General features: G+C 70.8%; 16 protein-coding genes. 10 read left to right on the top strand and 6 right to left on the bottom strand.

Annotated elements, in window-relative coordinates:
- Nucleotides 1-215: 215 nt before the first annotated feature.
- The 3 genes from MMSR116_RS05155 to MMSR116_RS05165 all read right to left on the bottom strand — a co-directional run bounded on the left by MMSR116_RS05155 (nt 216) and on the right by MMSR116_RS05165 (nt 2,883).
- Nucleotides 216-983, bottom strand: a complete 768-nt coding sequence (locus MMSR116_RS05155; protein WP_010685191.1) for an SHOCT domain-containing protein — start codon at nt 981-983, stop codon at nt 216-218.
- Nucleotides 984-1,137: 154 nt separating this feature from the next.
- Complete coding sequence (locus MMSR116_RS05160; protein WP_010685192.1) at nt 1,138-1,734, bottom strand: nitroreductase family protein; 597 nt, start codon at nt 1,732-1,734, stop codon at nt 1,138-1,140.
- An 81-nt stretch (nt 1,735-1,815) separates the two neighbouring features.
- Nucleotides 1,816-2,883 carry a GSCFA domain-containing protein gene (locus MMSR116_RS05165; RefSeq protein ID WP_010685193.1) on the bottom strand — a complete coding sequence of 356 codons (1,068 nt, stop codon included), beginning with the start codon at nt 2,881-2,883 and terminating at the stop codon, nt 1,816-1,818.
- A 74-nt stretch (nt 2,884-2,957) separates the two neighbouring features.
- Here MMSR116_RS05165 and MMSR116_RS05170 point away from each other — a divergent pair, with 74 nt between their 5' ends.
- Complete coding sequence (locus MMSR116_RS05170) at nt 2,958-3,992, top strand: WcbI family polysaccharide biosynthesis putative acetyltransferase (protein WP_106428287.1); 1,035 nt, start codon at nt 2,958-2,960, stop codon at nt 3,990-3,992.
- Between the two features lie 6 nt (nt 3,993-3,998).
- Here the strand turns inward: MMSR116_RS05170 and MMSR116_RS05175 are convergent, their stop codons facing one another.
- Nucleotides 3,999-4,403, bottom strand: a complete 405-nt coding sequence (locus tag MMSR116_RS05175) for a response regulator (protein WP_010685195.1) — start codon at nt 4,401-4,403, stop codon at nt 3,999-4,001.
- 363 nt (nt 4,404-4,766) lie between these two features.
- Here MMSR116_RS05175 and pal point away from each other — a divergent pair, with 363 nt between their 5' ends.
- The 6 genes from pal (at nt 4,767) to glmM (ending at nt 12,548) form a co-directional block, all read left to right on the top strand.
- Entirely contained in the window at nt 4,767-5,261 is a 495-nt protein-coding gene (pal, locus tag MMSR116_RS05180; protein ID WP_010685196.1) for a peptidoglycan-associated lipoprotein Pal, read from the top strand.
- A gap of 118 nt (nt 5,262-5,379) precedes the next feature.
- Nucleotides 5,380-6,402, top strand: coding sequence for a tol-pal system protein YbgF (gene ybgF / locus MMSR116_RS05185; protein WP_010685197.1), 1,023 nt, complete (start codon nt 5,380-5,382; stop codon nt 6,400-6,402).
- Entirely contained in the window at nt 6,399-7,556 is a 1,158-nt protein-coding gene (gene tilS, locus MMSR116_RS05190) for a tRNA lysidine(34) synthetase TilS (protein ID WP_010685198.1), read from the top strand. The genes ybgF and tilS overlap by 4 nt, the downstream gene beginning before the upstream one ends.
- Nucleotides 7,553-9,475, top strand: coding sequence for an ATP-dependent zinc metalloprotease FtsH (gene ftsH, locus MMSR116_RS05195; protein ID WP_010685199.1), 1,923 nt, complete (start codon nt 7,553-7,555; stop codon nt 9,473-9,475). The genes tilS and ftsH overlap by 4 nt, the downstream gene beginning before the upstream one ends.
- A gap of 838 nt (nt 9,476-10,313) precedes the next feature.
- On the top strand, nt 10,314-11,168 hold the full coding sequence (locus MMSR116_RS05200) for a sulfite exporter TauE/SafE family protein (protein ID WP_010685201.1): 855 nt from the start codon (nt 10,314-10,316) through the stop codon (nt 11,166-11,168).
- Nucleotides 11,169-11,204: 36 nt separating this feature from the next.
- Nucleotides 11,205-12,548 (top strand): phosphoglucosamine mutase, encoded by a 1,344-nt coding sequence (gene glmM / locus MMSR116_RS05205; RefSeq protein ID WP_010685202.1) that lies wholly within the window; start codon nt 11,205-11,207, stop codon nt 12,546-12,548.
- A 21-nt stretch (nt 12,549-12,569) separates the two neighbouring features.
- On the opposite strand, the gene MMSR116_RS05210 is transcribed toward glmM, so the two are convergent.
- Nucleotides 12,570-12,908: an MmcQ/YjbR family DNA-binding protein gene (locus MMSR116_RS05210; protein ID WP_010685203.1), complete on the bottom strand. Its 339-nt coding sequence runs from the start codon at nt 12,906-12,908 to the stop codon at nt 12,570-12,572.
- 298 nt (nt 12,909-13,206) lie between these two features.
- Here MMSR116_RS05210 and MMSR116_RS05215 point away from each other — a divergent pair, with 298 nt between their 5' ends.
- The 3 genes from MMSR116_RS05215 to MMSR116_RS05225 all read left to right on the top strand — a co-directional run bounded on the left by MMSR116_RS05215 (nt 13,207) and on the right by MMSR116_RS05225 (nt 15,732).
- A complete protein-coding gene (locus MMSR116_RS05215) occupies nt 13,207-14,196 on the top strand; it encodes an outer membrane protein (RefSeq protein ID WP_010685204.1) in 990 nt (329 codons plus the stop codon).
- A gap of 262 nt (nt 14,197-14,458) precedes the next feature.
- The gene (locus MMSR116_RS05220) at nt 14,459-15,361 is read left to right on the top strand and encodes an outer membrane protein (protein WP_010685205.1); all 903 of its coding nucleotides are present in this window, start codon (nt 14,459-14,461) and stop codon (nt 15,359-15,361) included.
- 32 nt (nt 15,362-15,393) lie between these two features.
- The gene (locus MMSR116_RS05225) at nt 15,394-15,732 is read left to right on the top strand and encodes a hypothetical protein (protein ID WP_244625603.1); all 339 of its coding nucleotides are present in this window, start codon (nt 15,394-15,396) and stop codon (nt 15,730-15,732) included.
- 16 nt (nt 15,733-15,748) lie between these two features.
- Here the strand turns inward: MMSR116_RS05225 and MMSR116_RS05230 are convergent, their stop codons facing one another.
- Nucleotides 15,749-16,297, bottom strand: coding sequence for an HNH endonuclease (locus MMSR116_RS05230; RefSeq protein ID WP_010685206.1), 549 nt, complete (start codon nt 16,295-16,297; stop codon nt 15,749-15,751).
- Nucleotides 16,298-16,404 lie beyond the last annotated feature (107 nt).

Genomic DNA, 16,404 nt, shown 5'->3' on the forward strand with positions numbered 1-16,404 from the left:
GAGCTACTACCGACGTCTCGGCTGTCCCACCCCCTCATCCTGAGGTGCCGGAGCGCAGCGGAGGCGTCGAAGGAGCCCTTCAGAAGCCACCGCGATCCCTGGGGCTCTCCTTCGAGGCCCGCTGCGCTCCGGCACCTCAGGATGAGGGGAATGGATGGGATCGCCCTGCGGGGGGCGCGGTGGCGCGGATTGCGTCCGCTTCGGCGAAGAGATCCCTAAAGCCGCGCCAGCAGCTCCGCCTTCTTGTCGGAAAATTCCCGTTCGGTGAGCACGCCCCGCGCGTGCAGGTCCGCGAGCCGCTCGATGGTCGCCAGCACGTCCTCCCCGGACGGCCGCATCGGCGCGGGTGCCTCGACGGGCGCGGGCCGCGCCTGCGCCGGGTCGGCCTGCCGTGGGGCCGCCGCCGCGGCCTCGATGCGGTGCAGGCGGTCGAGATCGACGACACCCGCCGGGCCGGTGAAGCCGAGCGTGCCGTTCGCCTGGGAGACCCCCGTGATGTGGTGTTCGCCCGTGTCGTAGACGGCGACGCCCGAGCCCGATTCGACGGCGAGCCGCCGGCGCCCGGGGAAATACGCGTAGCGCAGCCCGTTCTGCGCGCCGGTGCTCGCCGGCGATCCGAGATCGGCCGGCCACCACTCGCCGCCGCCGCGCCGCGCCGTCGGCGGCGCCTCCGAGAAGCCGGCCTTCGGGAGCGCCGCGGCCAGCTCGTCGCAGAGGGCCTTGACCCGGGCCTTCAGGCCGTCGTCGAACATCCGGCCGACCATCACCATGCCGCCGGCGAACCATTGGCCCATCCCGCCGAGGTCGGGATGGTCGAACTGTGCCATCGTGCCGTGCCCGCGCTCGAGCGCCTGCACGACGTGGCGTACTGCGTCCAGGCTGACCCCGTGACGCTCGGCGACGCTCCGCAGCCCTGACGCATGGTCGAACCCGCCCTCGTCCGGGACGGCGGCGGATGCAGGGGTCCTGTCGGACGGATCCATCGGGTCGGCTCCGGACACGTCGCAGGGCGGACGGGATGCGCGCGGAACCGGCGACCCGCTGCCCGGGGACCAGCCTGTCGGCGATGATCCCCGGCCGCGACGGCGTTGCGATGCGAGCACAATCCTCGGTCGCAGGCGCCGGTTCCGCTTCGCCTCAGCTGGCGGCGGGGAACGGGCCCGCGATGGTGAAGTCACCGATCGGCCGCCGGCCGTTCGGCGTCTCGCGCGGGCGCTGCTCCTCGGTGAGGTCCGCCTCCGGGATCTTGCGGCCGACCGCGAAGGCGGCCTCGATCCGGTGGTTCTCGGGCAGGCGCAGGATTTCCGGCGCGCGGACATGGTCGAAGCCGACCATGCCGTGGGCATGCCAGCCCTGGTGGATCGCCTGGAGCTGGAAGGCGAGGGAGGCGGTGCCTGCGTCGAAGGAGTGGCTGTAGGACGGCTTCAGCTCGTCGCCGACCTTCATCATCCCGTTGGAGACCAGGAACAGAATCGCCCCGGTGCCGGAGACCCATTTCTGGTTGCCGGGCACGAGCAGGCCGAAGAACGTGTCCCAGTGGGCGTCGCCCCGGAGCGCGTAGAGGAAGCGCCAGGGCTGCGAGTTGTAGGCGGAGGGCGACCAGCGCGCCGCCTCGATCATCCGCATCAGCTCGGATTCGGGCACGGCCTCGCCCGTGAAGGCGCGGGGCGAGTGCCGCTTCACGAAGACCGGATCGATGTCGTGGTCGGCGCGGCGGGGCGGGGGCAGGCTCAAGGGATTTGTCTCCGGAAGGGCGCGGGCGCCCGGGCGGCCGAGCTTGCCCGAAACGCCCGTCCGGAGGCAAACTCTGGACCGCTACGCCACGCTGCGCTCGATCTCCTCCTCGTCGCAGATCACGCCGGCATTGCCCTCGAACTCCGCCGCGAGATCGACGGGGGCGCGGACCGGGGCCGCATTGACCCGGTCGCGCGCGAAGGTCGCCAGGAACAGCCGCATGACGTGGCGCACGCCCGCGTCGTTGATGGTGCGCTGGTCCTCGTTGTAGTAGCGCCCGGCATTCACGTTGCTCGTGACGATGTCGTAGGCGGGGAAGTAGACCGCCCGCGGGTCCCCCCGGCCGACCACCTCGCCGGCCGCCACACGCAGCACCGACTTGGAGTAGCTGTTCGACTCCATCACGTGCCGGTCCATGTAGGTGGCGATCATCGGCACCGGCGAGACCGTGAAGATCACCCGCGCCTTCGGGTTCACGCTCCAGAGCCGGTCGAGGAAGCCGTTGAGGTCGCCGAGCACCTCGCCCGCCCCGGCATTCACGCACTCGTAGAGCGCCGGGTCGAAGGTCCCGCCCGCGACCCCGGGGGCGAGCGGCAGCGCCGCGCCATCGGCCCGCCAGCGCCAGCCTTCCGTGAGACCCAGGGTCAGCACGAACACGTCGAGCGTCTCGAACAGGCGGCGCACCTCGGCGAGGTGCGCGTCGCGGGCCGCCACCACCTCGGCCTCGCTGGCGAAGCCGTCCGGCTCGACGGTCGGGCGGAACGGATCGACGTAGCGGCCGTCGTCGCGCAGCCACGCCTTCAGCTCAGGCTCGAACGTGCCGTAGGCCCGGTCGAACAGCTGCACGAACTGGCGCGTGTAGTAGAGATTGCCGTAGCGCGCCGAGAACGTGCCGAACTGGCGGGCATTCGCCTCCTCGGCGCTCATCCCCGGGGTCGGCGGCTCGGTCAGGTAGTAGTTGAACCCGGCGCCGCGCACCGCCTCGGCCACCCGCTGCGCGAAGCAGGAGCCGCCGGTGGCGACCTTGTCGGTCGGCGCGATCACGAAGGTGTCCTTCGGATGCGGGTTGACCGCGAAAGGCGGCACGTTGGTGACGACCTTGCGCCAGAATCGCTCGGCCGGTAGACCCGTATACGGATTCAACGCCATCCTCGAACCCTCTTCTTCACGACGGCGACAGGCCCTCGGGGGTGCTGAGCCGTCCGCGGACACCGGCACGCGACGTGGCCCTGAACGACCTGCCCCGGCGCGCCCGCAGCGCGTTCACCCTCTCGCCGACCACTTGGGCTCCCACCTGGGCGACACCATGGCGGAACCGCGCCCGCGCCGCCACGACCCGTGACGGGCCGACCATCGCGGTGCTGGGCAATTGCCAGGCGCGGGGCATCGCCCGGGCGATGCGCCTGCTCGCCCCGCGGAGCCCGGTCCGCTACCTGCCCATGGGCTCGCTGAAGCGCGACCACGGCCATGTCGACGGCCTGATCCGGACCCTGCGCGCCCACGACCACGTCTTCTCGCAGGCCTTCCCGGCCGGGCTGATCCCGGGCGGCGACGTCGCCACCCTGCGCGCCGCCGATCCCCGGCTCAGGCTGTTCCCGTCGATTGTGTTCTCGGCCTTCCACCCGGACATGGTCTACGTGGGCCAGGCCTCGGACTTGGCCGCCCTGAAGCTGACCCCGTCGCCGATGGGTCAGTACCACTCGGCGATCGCGCTCACCGCCCACCGGCTCGGCCTCGATGCCGGCCGCACCGCCGCGTTGTTCCGCGAGGACGTGTTCGCCCGCCTCGGCTACCTCGACCATTGGGACCCGGCGGTGCGGGAACTCGTCGGTGCGGCGGATGCCCTCGGTTTCGACCTGCAGCGCGAGGTGACCCGCTGGGCGCGCCGCGGCGCCTTCATGCACCTGATGAACCATCCCAAGGTCCACGTCCTCGGCGACATCGCCCGGCGGCTGCTGCAGGAGAACGGGCTGACGCCCGAGCCCGTGGAGATCGAGGATTACCTCGGCGACGAGCTGGCGCAGGACGTGGTCTGGCCGCTCTACCCGGCCATCGCCGAGCATTTCGGGCTCACCGGCGCGTACCTGTTCAAGGCGAAGCCCCGGGGCGACGACTTCCCGGTGCTCTACGACCTGCCGGGCTTCGTCGCGGCGAGCTTTTCCATCTACGACACGACGCCGCCCGGCGACCTCGCCTGCCCGCGGGTGGAGGCGTGGCTCGCCGCGCCGGACATCGTGGCGCTGTTCCGGGGCGGCTGAGGCCGCTCAGCCCGCCGCGCGGAGCGGCGCGTCGAGATGCGCGGCGCCGAGGCCGTCGACCATCATCCGCACGAGCCGGTTGACCTCCTGCATCTGGAACGGCTTGCGCAGGAACAGGCTGCCGGGCACGCCGCTGCGGCCGTTCGTGTCCGTCGAGGTGTAGACCACCGGCCGGTCCGGATGGATCGCCCGGAAGGCGTGGGCCACCGTCCAGCCGTCGATCAGGCCGGGCAGGTGGATGTCGGTGAACAGCCAGTCGATTGCCGCGCCCTGCGCGCGCAGGAGCGTCAGCGCCGCCTCGCCCGTCGAGGCCTCAATCACCCGGATCCCGTGCGTCTCGCACAGGCTCGCGATGATCTCGAGGAGCAGGTAGCTGTCCTCGACGATGAGGACGCTCTGGGCGGGTCGCATGGCAAGGGTCCGGAGTTTTACACCCGCGATTCAGAAGTCATTAGGGTTGAGGAACCCTTAAAATACCGGCCTCTGACGACCACCGCGCGCGGGCCGCCGTGTGGCTACGCCGCAACCCGCGCCGCCGAAATCGCCGCTGGAGCCGCACTCCGCCCCCGTGCACGCCGATGCGCCCCGCAGCCGCCGCATTCCGGGTGCGACAGCGCACGCCACCGACCGGGGCGAGCCGCCACCACGTCTCCGCCCCAGGCGGCGGAACCGTCGCTTAACCATCCGCGCCTAAGACGGCGCTCAGGAGTACGCGGACCCGCCTCGAAGACCCGCAGCCGGCCTTCGGCACCGCTCGAGGAGTTTTTCCAGATCATGGCCCAGTCTTTTCGCGCCGCCGCCCTCGGCCTCGCCCTCGTGGCCTCGCTCGGCCTCGGCGCCTGCAGCAACGACAAGGACCTCGCCGACGCCTCCGCGTTCGGGGCAGGTGCCGCGACCCCGGGCAGCGCGCAGGACTTCGTCGTCAATATCGGCGACCGGGTCTTCTTCGAGTCGGATTCCACCGACCTGACGCCCACCGCGACCGCGACCCTCGACAAGCAGGCCGCGTGGCTGCAGCGCTACCCGCGCTACACCTTCATCATCGAGGGCCATGCCGACGAGCGCGGCACCCGCGAATACAACTTCTCCCTGGGTGCCCGCCGCGCCCAGGCGGTGAACGACTACCTCGCCACCCGCGGCATCGCGGCGAGCCGGATGCGGACCGTGTCGTACGGCAAGGAGCGGCCGGTGGCGGTGTGCAACGACATCTCCTGCTGGTCGCAGAACCGCCGGGCGGTGATCGTGCTCGACCGGGGCGCCGGGGCGTAAGCCCCCTGGCACCCCCGACGGGGGCGGGAACGATCCCGCCTCCGCACCGCGCCCCAGTTTTGCCGCGGTGCGGCGCATCTGATAGGGCCTCGCGCTGACACCGGACCGCAGCCGCACCATGCCCGCCCGCCTTCGCACCCGCCTCGCCCTCGCCACGGCCCTCACCACGGCCCTCGGCGCCGCGCTCCTCGGCCACCCGGCCGCCGCGCAGGACGCCTCCGAACTGGTGGTGCGCCTCGGGCGCATCGAGAACCAGTCCCGGGTCATGGCCGGGCAGATCGAGACCCTCCAGTACGAGAACCGCCAGCTCAAGGAGCAGCTGCGCAAGTTCCAGGAGGACGTCGAGTTCCGCCTGAACGAGGGCAAGGGCGGCGGCAAGCCGGCGCCTTCGGCCGCTCCGTCCTCCGGGTCGGGTGGCGGCAACGTCAACGGCGTCAATCCCGGCTCCGGTCGCCCGGGCAAGCGCGGCGACGCCTTCGACCCGGCGCAATCTCCCGGCGCCCCCGGCGCGCCGATGCAGCTCGGCAGCACGCAGCCCTCCGCGCCCCTGCCGCCCCGGGAAGCGGTCGAGGCCGAGACTGCGCCCCGTCCGCAGCGTATCCCCCAAGGCGCGATCAGCGGGGCGACGGACGACGAGGACGCGGAGTCCGCCGCCCCCGGCTACGACGAGCCGGTGGACCTGCGCCCGCCGGCGCGGACCGGCGCGATCCCGGCGGCGCGCCCCTCCGAGAGCGTGGCCGCCACGCGCAGCGGCGACCCGGCGGCGGATTACGACGCCGCGGTGGAGCTGTTCCGCGCCAAGCAGTACGAGCAGGCCGAGATGGGCCTGCGCCAGTTCATCCAGTCGCATCCCCGCGACAATCGGGTTGCCGGCGCAACCTACTGGCTCGGCGAGAGCTACCTCGCCCGCGGCCGCAACCGCGAGGCGGCCGAGCAGTTCCTGAAGGTCTCCACCGACTACGCCCGCTCGACCCAGGCCCCCGAAGCCATGCTGAAGCTCGGCGTCACGCTGAACGCGCTGGGCGCCCGCGAACAGGCCTGCGCGACGCTGGCCGAGCTCGACCGGAAGTTCCCCAACGCCGCCGCGGGCGTCCGCCAGGGCGTCGTGCGCGAGCAGAAGCGCGCCCGCTGCGCCGCTTGAGCGGAGCGGGCGACCCGCTCCGCGACGCGATCGCCCCCTGGCTCGAACGGTCCGCCCGCCACGGGCGCGCCGTCCTGCTCGCCGTCTCCGGGGGGCCCGATTCGAGCGCCCTGATGCACGCGGCGGCGGCCCTTGCGCATCCCGGCACATCCCTGCGGGTCGCCACCGTCGACCATGGCTTGCGGCCGACATCCGGCGACGAGGTCGAGGGGGTCGCCCGCGCCGCGGACCGGCTCGGCCTGCCGCACACCACCCTGCGCTGGACGGGGCCGAAACCCGGCAGCGGCCTGCAGGACGCCGCCCGCGAAGCCCGCTACGCGCTGTTGTCGTCCCAGGCCGCGGCGATCGGTGCCGGCCTCGTGCTCACCGGCCACACCCGTGACGATCAGGCCGAGACGGTGCTGATGCGCCTCGCCGCCGGGAGCGGCCTCGCGGGCCTCGCCGGCATGCGCGCCGAGCGGAACCTCGCCCCCGAGATCGTGCTCGGGCGACCGTTCCTGCACCTGCCGAAGGCGACCCTGGTGGCGTGGTGCGAAGCGCGCGGCATCCCGGTCCTGCGCGACCCCACCAACGCCGACCCGCGCTTCGCCCGCGGCCGCCTGCGCGACGCCTGGCCGGCCCTGGAGCGCGAAGGCTTGAGCGCGGCGCGCCTCGCCCGCCTCGCCGAGCGCGCGGCGCGCGACGAGGCCGCCCTGAGGAGCGCGGCGGAGCGGGCGCTCGCCACGGCATTGCGGCCCGGCACGGAGCAGGGGGCGACGCTGCGCCTCGACGGCGCACGCCTCGCGGCCCTGCCGGAGGCCGTGGCCCTGCGCTGCGTCGATCTGGCCCTGTCGCGGGCCGGGGCCGCGCCACGCCGTCTCGACCGTCTCGAGGCGCTCGTCCTCGAATCCCTGCTGCCGGCCCTGCGGCGCAACGCGCCGATCCGGCGCACGCTGGCCGGGATTCTGATCGCGTCCGACGCGGCGGCGACCGTGAGTCTGGCCCCCGCGCCGCCGCGACGACACCCGCAAGATGCTGCCCTCGCCGCAGGGGATCCCCGATTACTTGGCAAGGGAGGGCCCCCCGCTTACATTGGCGAGGTGTGCACGGATGGGCCGGCCGAGCCGGGTGACGCGTCCATCCGGGGGCCGCACACGCCAGGGATTGATCGATGAACCCGAATTTTCGCAACTTTGCCTTGTGGGTCGTCATCTTCCTGCTGGTGCTGGCCCTCGTCACCCTGTTCCAGAATCCGGGACACCGGGGCGGCGGCAGCGAGATCGCCTACAGCCAGCTCCTGAACGACGCCGATTCCGGCAAGATCCAGTCGGTGGTGATCTCCGGGCAGGACGTGTCCGGCACCTATGTCGGCGGCGGCAACTTCACGAGCTACGCGCCCAACGACCCGAGCCTGGTCTCCAAGCTGCAGGGCAAGGGCGTGACGATCACCGCCCGTCCCCCGTCCGACAACACCCCCTGGTTCATCCAGCTGCTGGTGAGCTGGCTGCCGATCCTCGTCTTCATCGGCGCCTGGATCTTCCTCTCGCGCCAGATGCAGTCGGGCGCCGGCCGCGCCATGGGCTTCGGCAAGTCGAAGGCGAAGCTCCTGAACGAGGCCCACGGCCGCGTGTCGTTCGACGACGTCGCGGGCGTCGAGGAGGCGAAGGAGGATCTCCAGGAGATCGTCGAGTTCCTGCGCGACCCGCAGAAGTTCCAGCGGCTCGGCGGCCGGATCCCGCGCGGCGTGCTGCTCGTCGGCCCGCCCGGCACCGGTAAGACCCTGATCGCCCGGGCGGTCGCGGGCGAGGCCAACGTGCCGTTCTTCACCATCTCGGGCTCCGACTTCGTCGAGATGTTCGTGGGCGTCGGCGCCAGCCGCGTGCGCGACATGTTCGAGCAGGCCAAGAAGAACGCGCCCTGCATCATCTTCATCGACGAGATCGACGCGGTCGGCCGCCACCGCGGCGCTGGCCTCGGCGGCGGCAACGACGAGCGCGAGCAGACCCTCAACCAGCTCCTCGTGGAGATGGACGGGTTCGAGGCCAACGAGGGCGTGATCATCATCGCGGCGACCAACCGCCCCGACGTGCTCGACCCGGCCCTGCTGCGTCCCGGCCGCTTCGATCGCCAGATCATGGTGCCGAACCCGGACGTCACCGGCCGCGAGCGCATCCTGCGCGTCCATGTCCGCAAGGTGCCGCTGGCCCCCGACGTCGACCTGAAGACCATCGCGCGCGGCACCCCGGGCTTCTCGGGCGCCGACCTGATGAACTTGGTCAACGAGTCCGCGCTGCTCGCCGCCCGTCGCGGCAAGCGCATCGTCACGATGCACGAGTTCGAGGACGCCAAGGACAAGGTCATGATGGGCGCCGAGCGGCGCACCCTGGTGATGACCGAGGACGAGAAGCGGCTCACCGCCTACCACGAGGGCGGCCACGCCATCGTCGCCCTCAATGTCCCGGCCACCGACCCGGTGCACAAGGCGACCATCATCCCCCGCGGCCGGGCGCTCGGCATGGTCATGCAGCTGCCCGAGCGCGACAAGCTCTCCATGAGCTTCGAGCAGATGACCTCGCGGCTGGCGATCATGATGGGCGGGCGCATCGCCGAGGAGATGATCTTCGGGCGCGAGAAGGTGACCTCGGGCGCGCAGTCGGACATCGAGCAGGCGACGCGGCTCGCCAAGATGATGGTCACCCGCTGGGGCTTCAGCCCCGAGCTCGGCACCGTCGCGTACGGCGACAACAACGACGAGGTCTTCCTCGGCATGTCGATGGGCCGGCAGCAATCGGTCTCGGAGTCGACCGCCCAGAAGATCGACGCCGAGGTCCGCCGCCTCGTCGAGACCGGCCTGGAGGAGGCGCGCCGCATCCTGGCCGAGCACAAGGACGACTTGGAGGCCCTGGCGCAGGGGCTCCTCGAGTACGAGACCCTCTCGGGCGAGGAAATCCGCAACCTGCTCAAGGGCCAGCCCCCGATCCGCGACGGCGGCGACGTGCCGCCGACCCCGGCCCGGGGTTCCTCGGTCCCCTCGGCGGGCCGCGGCCGGCCGAAGGAGACCGACGGCGGGCTGGAGCCCCAGCCGCAGGCCTGAGACCCTCCTGAAACCCTACGGGTCGGATGAGCGAAGAGGGCGCCGCGAGGCGCCCTTTTTCGTTGCGCGTGCCGGTTCGGGATAGCGCAGTCCGGATCGCGCAGACATCTCGCCCTCGGGCTTGCAGAGTCGGGATTCAGATCGGCGATGCGTTCTCGGGAGTTGCAGCCCCATTCCGGGACGGCCGGCGCTCCGCGCTTGGTCCGGGTGGCCACCCGGACCAAGCATCCCGCTTGCGCGGAACGGCCTGACCTTAGCAACACCGCAACAGACAATTCCGGGGCGCCGAAGGCGAGCCCGGACCCGAAGGGGCACGCCGGAGGCGGGCGATCCAGAACCTCTATCGGTGCAAGGTCTTGCCGCACCAGCGTCTCTGAATCCCGGGCTCCGCTGCGCGGCCCCGGGATGACGGGATGAAACGGAGACGCTGCGATACAGAGAAGAGAATCGAGACATTCCCGCAAACAGGAGATGACGATCGCCCACTGTGCAACCCATAGCCCGTGCGGGAAAGGGACAGGGTGAGGGATCGGGTCCGTCCGGAAGTGGCTCGTCGCGCGCGCGACGATGGCGGGTCCTATCCGGATCCGTCGTATCCCTCACCCCAACCCCCTCCGCACGGGAGAGGAGCCTGTCGCCCCCGGCCGCGCGCGTCGGTATTCGCCAAAGCCGCGGGCTCATCGTTGCGCCGAGAGGATCGAAGAACGCATCGCGTCTCCCGTGACAAACCGCTTCCCCTGTCGGCAAACCGACGCTGCCAGCTTGGCCGGAGCCTCGGCCTCCCACCGCGAATCGGAAACACAGGGTCCTCCTCCAGGCAGCGCACCCAAAAGCCCCGATGCCGGTCTCGACCTATCTCGTCGTCGCCCTGGGCGCGGTCGTCGCCGGCTTCGTGCAGGGCCTCTCGGGCTTCGCCTTCGGGCTCGTCTCCCTGTCGTTCTGGGCCTGGGTGATCGATCCGCAGCTCGCCGCCGTTCTGGCCGTGTCCGGCGCCTTCACCGGCCAGGTCGTGGCCGCCCTCTCGGTCCGGCGCGGGTTCGACCTCCGGCGCCTCGCGCCCTTTGTGCTCGGCGGCCTCGCGGGGATCCCCCTCGGCCTCCTCCTGTTGCCGCGGCTCGACGCCGACTGGTTCAAGGCCCTCCTCGGCGCCCTGCTGATGGTCTGGTGCCCGGCCATGCTGTTCGCCCAGAACCTGCCGCGGATCACGGCCGGCGGCCGGCTCGCCGATGCCGCGGTGGGACTCGGGGGTGGCCTGATGGGCGGGCTCGGCGGCTTCACCGGCGTGCTGCCGACCCTCTGGTGCACCCTGCGCCGCTACGAGCGCGACGTGCAGCGGTCGGTGATCCAGAACTTCAACCTCGCCATGCTCAGCGTGACCATGGCGACCTATCTCGCCTCCGGGCTCGTCACCCGGGCGGCGCTGCCGATGCTGGCGGTGGTGCTGCCGGCGATGCTGGTCCCGACCTTCCTCGGCGCCCGGATCTACCTGGGCATCAGCGAGGCCGCGTTCCGCCGGCTCGTCCTCAGCCTCCTGACCCTCTCGGGTCTCGCGCTGGTCTCGGCCTCGGTGCCGCGGCTCCTGGAACGCGGCTTCCGGAGCGCGCCGGGCGCCGCATTTCGACCGCCTTTGTCGCGGAGCACCCGATTCATCCTTCCGGTCACTAGGCATCCGGAAGCACCGGTCATCTGCTAGGCTATGTCGGGTCCGCGGCCCGGCATCGGAGACGTCATGGCGCGCAAGTATTTCGGAACCGACGGCATCCGGGGCCGGGCCAACGGGGTGATCACCCCCGAACTCGCCCTCAAGGTCGGTCAGGCGGCCGGCCTCGTGTTCCAGCGCGGCGACCACCGCCACCGGGTGGTGATCGGCAAGGACACGCGCCTGTCCGGCTACATGATCGAGACCGCGCTGGTGGCGGGCTTCACCTCGGTGGGCATGGACGTGCTGCTGCTCGGGCCGGTGCCAACGCCCGCCGTGGCGATGCTGACGCGCTCCATGCGGGCCGATCTCGGCGTGATGATCTCGGCCTCGCACAACCCGTTCGAGGACAACGGCATCAAGCTGTTCGGGCCCGACGGCTTCAAGCTCAACGACGCGATCGAGCACGAGATCGAGGGGCTGATCGACGCCGACATGCACAAGCGCCTCTCCGGCGCGAACGACCTCGGCCGGGCCAAGCGGATCGAGAGCGTGCATGCCCGCTACATCGAGTTCGCCAAGCGCACCCTGCCGCGGCACGTGACCCTCGACGGCCTGCGGGTCGTGGTCGATTGCGCCAACGGCGCCGCCTACAAGGTCGCCCCCGAGACCCTGTGGGAACTCGGCGCCGACGTGATCGCCATCGGCACCGAGCCGGACGGGTTCAACATCAACCGCGCCGTCGGCTCCACCGCCCCGGCGGCCCTGATCGACATGGTCCGCGAGCGCCGGGCCGATATCGGCATTGCGCTGGATGGCGACGCCGACCGGGTGCTGATCGTCGACGAGAAGGGCCAGGTGGTCGACGGCGACCAGCTCATGGCCGTCGTGGCCCGCTCCTGGAAAGAGGACGAGCGCCTCACCCAGCCGGGCGTGGTGGCGACGATCATGTCGAATCTCGGCCTGGAGCGCTATCTCGGCGGCCTCGGCCTGACGCTGGCCCGCACCGCGGTGGGCGATCGCTACGTCCTCGAGCACATGCGCGAGCACGGCTACAACCTCGGCGGCGAGCAGTCCGGCCACATCATCATGTCGGACTACACCACCACGGGCGACGGCCTCGTGGCGGCGCTGCAATTGCTCAGCGTCGTGCAGCGGCAGAACCGGCCGGTGAGCGAGGTCTGCCACTGCTTCGACCCGCTGCCGCAGATCCTCAAGAACGTCCGTTACCGGACCGGGGAGCCGCTGCGCCAGGACAGCGTGGTCAGCGCCATCGAGCACGCCCGCCAGCGGCTGGGCAATGCCGGGCGTTTGGTGATCCGCCCCTCCGGCACGGAGCCGGTGATCCGCGTGATGGCCGAGGGCGACGACCGCAGCCTCGTCAACGAGGTGGTCGACGAGGTGGTCGACGCCGTGACCCGCGCGGCGGCCTGAAACGGGCCTCAGCCGGCCTGCTCACGCGTCCTGGTAGAGGGCGCGCAGCTCCGGCGGCGCCGTCCTGCGCCACGCCGCCAGCAGGGCGTCGCGCAGCGTGTCCTCCGCGCACAGGTCGAGGTCGAGGTTGGTCCAGCCGCGCCGGCCCCAGGCTCCGTCCAGCGGCGTGAACAGGTCGGGCTCGGCCTCGCACAGTGCCGCCTGATCCTCGGGCGCGAGGCGCAGCACCACCCGCGCCTCCTCGACCCACAGGGTGGCCAGCACCCGGCCGCCGACGCGGAAATCCGGGTTGCCGCTGTGCGCGCCCGCCACCGTCTCGGGCAGCATCAACGCCAGGATGCGCACGTCCTCCGGCAGCACGGAGCGCTCAGCCGACCTGAAGGGGCCGGGCCGGTCGGCCCTGGCCGCCCGGAGGGCCGTCCGGGATCGGATTCACCATGGGCACGCCTTCGTACGTAGAGTTGATGCCCGGAACGCCGCAGCACGGCGCCAAGAAGATAAACAAATACTTCCCGTTCGCCAGTTTCGAAGGACGCGCAATGAACGTGCAAGCATAACATTTAACGTTAAGCCGGATTTAAGACCTTCCGGACATCCTTCACCAAGTGTCCCCGAGCCGCGCGCTGCGTGTCCGCTCATGAGTCCGGAAGGAAGTCCTATGGCCCGCTCCAAGCTGAACGCTTTGGTGCGTAGCCTGACGCTCGCGGCGAGCGTCGGCGCGCCCTGCCTCGCCGCCGCTGCAGATCTGCTGCCGCCACCCCCGCCGCCTCCGCCCCCCCCGATCGAGGTCGGCGGCGGCTGGTACCTGCGCGGCGATGTCGGCGCGAGCATCTACACCCGCCCGAAATACAGCGAGGCCTACGACTACACCGGCTACGCCGACGCCAACCGCTCCTTCGGGAACGTCATCGGCAGCGGCGGCTTCGCGGGTGTCGGCGTCGGCTACCAGTTCACCCCGTTCTTCCGCGGCGACATCACCGGAGAGTACCGCTACTCCACCGGCCTGCGCGGCAGCGAGTACTATCGCGGCCCCGACTACGACGACGGCCTCGGCTCCTACGGCGTGAACAAGTCGAGCGGCAGCTTCGACTCCGCGGTGGTGCTCGCCAACGCCTACTTCGACCTCGGCACCTGGTATGGCATCACGCCGTTCATCGGTGGCGGCGTCGGCTACGCCTTCAACCACGTCTCGTCCTACTCGACCAACCAGCAGTTCACGAGCCCGACCTACGGCTACGATTACGCCAACCCGATCTACGGCTGCGACTGCGGGGCACCCTCGTACAACTACAGGCCGGTCTACGACAACAACGGCAATCCGGTCTACAACACCAACAGCGGCACCAAGTTCTACAAGGACAAGTCGAGCGGCAGCTTCGCCTGGGCGCTCCACGCCGGTCTGGCCTACAACGTGACCGACGCGTTCAAGGTCGAACTGGCCTACCGCTACCTGAACCTCGGCAAGGCCGAGACCGGCGCCGGCTACGTGCCGTGCTGCACCGGTGCCCTGCCGGCGGTCAAGGTGAAGGACATCGAGGCGCACGACGTGAAGATCGGCCTGCGCTACTACCTCGGCGGCTTCGTCGCGGCCCCGCTGCCGCCGCTGATGCCGGAGCCGGTCCCGGGCCCGCTGGTGCGCAAGTACTGAGCACCGACCGGACCTGATCTCACCGCCAAGGCCTGACGGCGCGGAGCTTCTCCGCGCCGTTTCGCGTTTTCACGGCCGCGCCGCGGGCCATGCCGGACCTGCGAGGAAGATCAGTCCTGAAGCCCGGCATTTCCGTCAGAAACAGGATTGTTTCGGCGGGAAACCCGAGATTACCCCGAAGCAACGGACAATTAAGGTTACTCGTCTATCACTGCGTCGAGGCTCGATCAGCCGTCCGCCTCGTAGTGCCAGGACGATCCCGATGCGTACCGTCACCTTTCCGTTGTTGGCAGTTCTCGGCCTCTGCGGCGTGAGCACGGCCCGGGCCGCCGATCTGGACTACGATTACCTGCGCGGCGCCGAGTATGATCCGCTGCCCGCCCCCGCGGTGGTCGACTGGAGCGGCATCTATGTCGGCGGCCACGGCGGCTACACGTCCGCGGCCCTGGGCAGCCGGGGGGCGCTCCAGCCGCTGATCTACCGCGACTCGCACAACACGACCGGCGAGTCCGACTTCGGCGCCTCGACCCTCCTGAGCCCGCCGTCGCGGCGCGTCGGCGACATGAGCTTCGGCGCCTTCGCGGGCTACAACGTCCAGTACGATCAGTTCGTCTTCGGCGTGGAAGCCGATTACACCTATTTCGGCCGGATGGGCGTGTCGAGCGACGGGCTCGGGCGCAGCCAGGTCTCGGCCGCGGGCCAGTACGAGGCCGTGAACCTGTCGGGTTCCACGGCCACACGGGTCAACGATTACGGGACCCTGCGCGCCCGCATCGGCTACGCGTTCGAGAACTTCATGCCCTACGTGACCGGCGGCGTGGCCATCGGCCGGGCGCGCATCGCCGACGCGACCAGCTACCAGAATTACGGGTTCAACCTGACCGCCTACAACGCGACGCTGGCAGGGACGCCGACCTCCGTGAGCAACTTCGGCTACGCGAGCTTCAACCCGGGCGCGCCCTACAGCAGCACGCCGTACACCTCCCTCCAGGCGCAGTCGAAGACCAAGGTCGTCGCCGGCGTGGCGGCGGGAGCCGGCATCGAGTACGCGATCACGCCGAACATCCTGCTCCGCGCCGAGTACCAGTACGTGCTGTTCAACGATTTCGACGGGCACAAGGTCAACCTGAACACCGTCCGCGCCGGCGCCGCCGTCAAGTTCTGAAAGCCGGGCCCGCGGCCGGCGACCGCGGGTCGATGTCCCTCTCGTTGAAGCGCCTCGTCTTGAAGCGCCTTGTCTTGAAGCGCCTCGTGCCGCGCTGGCGGAGCCTGCACATGCGAACACACCGGTTCCTCCGGCTTGCCGCGCCCCTCCTGCTCGCCGGGCTCGTCCTGGCACCGGAGCCCTCCGCAGCCCGGCACGGGCACGGATACAGGCATGGACACAGGCACGCGCCGCGCGTGATCCGGCACCACCGGGTCCGCCTGGACCCGGTCCCGGTCGCGCCGCCGCCCGTGCTCTTCCGGGACTATCTGCCGCGCAACCACAACGTCCCGATGTACAACGAGCCGCCCCGGCGCGGGCCGGCCTGGTGACGCGCCGGCGACGCCCTCAGCTCTCCAGCTCGCTGTCCCAGTACAGGTAGTCGAGCCACGTGTGGTGGTACTGCCGGTGGTCGAACTCGGGCTGGCGGTGGTGCAGCTCGTAGCGCGTCGGCCGGCGGGGCGCGTTCATCAGCGGCATGTCGGCCTCGTCGGGCGTGCGGTTGGCCTTGCGCAGGTTGCAGGGCGAGCAGGCCGCCACGACGTTCTCCCAGCTCGACAGGCCGCCCCGGGAGCGCGGCACCACGTGGTCGAAGGTCAGGCCGCCCGAGGGCAGCCGCAGGCCGCAATACTGGCAGCTGAACCCGTCGCGCAGGTAGATGTTGTAGCGCGTGAAGGCCGGGCTGCGGGCCAGCGCCACGTAGTTCTTCAGCGCCACCACGCTCGGCACCCGCAGGGCGCGGGACGGCGAGCGGGCCTCCACGTCGTAGCTCGCCACCAGGGTGACCCGGTCGAGGAACAGGGCCGTGAACGCGTCCTTCCAGGACCAGAGCGAGAGCGGATTGTACGAGAGCGGCCGATAATCCGCGTTGAGGACGAGGGTTTGGAGATCCATCATCGGCGCGACTCTTCGGACTATCTCGAACGCGGATAACGCGCGGGACCGCGCCACCGCCCCACAGGCCCGTCCGGACCGGCCCAGGGCCGATGCGGGACGGGCCGGCG

Source organism: Methylobacterium mesophilicum SR1.6/6, assembly GCF_000364445.2.
Classification (GTDB): domain Bacteria; phylum Pseudomonadota; class Alphaproteobacteria; order Rhizobiales; family Beijerinckiaceae; genus Methylobacterium; species Methylobacterium mesophilicum_A.

What these genes read in the sequence shown, in the direction of transcription:
- MMSR116_RS05155 (WP_010685191.1), bottom strand. Translation starts at nt 983, where the DNA reads ATGGATCCGTCCGACAGGACCCCTGCATCCGCCGCCGTCCCGGACGAG.
- MMSR116_RS05165 (WP_010685193.1), bottom strand. Translation starts at nt 2,883, where the DNA reads ATGGCGTTGAATCCGTATACGGGTCTACCGGCCGAGCGATTCTGGCGC.
- MMSR116_RS05175 (WP_010685195.1), bottom strand. Translation starts at nt 4,403, where the DNA reads ATGCGACCCGCCCAGAGCGTCCTCATCGTCGAGGACAGCTACCTGCTC.
- pal (WP_010685196.1), top strand. Translation starts at nt 4,767, where the DNA reads ATGGCCCAGTCTTTTCGCGCCGCCGCCCTCGGCCTCGCCCTCGTGGCC.
- ybgF (WP_010685197.1), top strand. Translation starts at nt 5,380, where the DNA reads ATGCCCGCCCGCCTTCGCACCCGCCTCGCCCTCGCCACGGCCCTCACC.
- ftsH (WP_010685199.1), top strand. Translation starts at nt 7,553, where the DNA reads ATGAACCCGAATTTTCGCAACTTTGCCTTGTGGGTCGTCATCTTCCTG.
- MMSR116_RS05200 (WP_010685201.1), top strand. Translation starts at nt 10,314, where the DNA reads ATGCCGGTCTCGACCTATCTCGTCGTCGCCCTGGGCGCGGTCGTCGCC.
- glmM (WP_010685202.1), top strand. Translation starts at nt 11,205, where the DNA reads ATGGCGCGCAAGTATTTCGGAACCGACGGCATCCGGGGCCGGGCCAAC.
- MMSR116_RS05215 (WP_010685204.1), top strand. Translation starts at nt 13,207, where the DNA reads ATGGCCCGCTCCAAGCTGAACGCTTTGGTGCGTAGCCTGACGCTCGCG.
- MMSR116_RS05220 (WP_010685205.1), top strand. Translation starts at nt 14,459, where the DNA reads ATGCGTACCGTCACCTTTCCGTTGTTGGCAGTTCTCGGCCTCTGCGGC.
- MMSR116_RS05225 (WP_244625603.1), top strand. Translation starts at nt 15,394, where the DNA reads ATGTCCCTCTCGTTGAAGCGCCTCGTCTTGAAGCGCCTTGTCTTGAAG.
- MMSR116_RS05230 (WP_010685206.1), bottom strand. Translation starts at nt 16,297, where the DNA reads ATGATGGATCTCCAAACCCTCGTCCTCAACGCGGATTATCGGCCGCTC.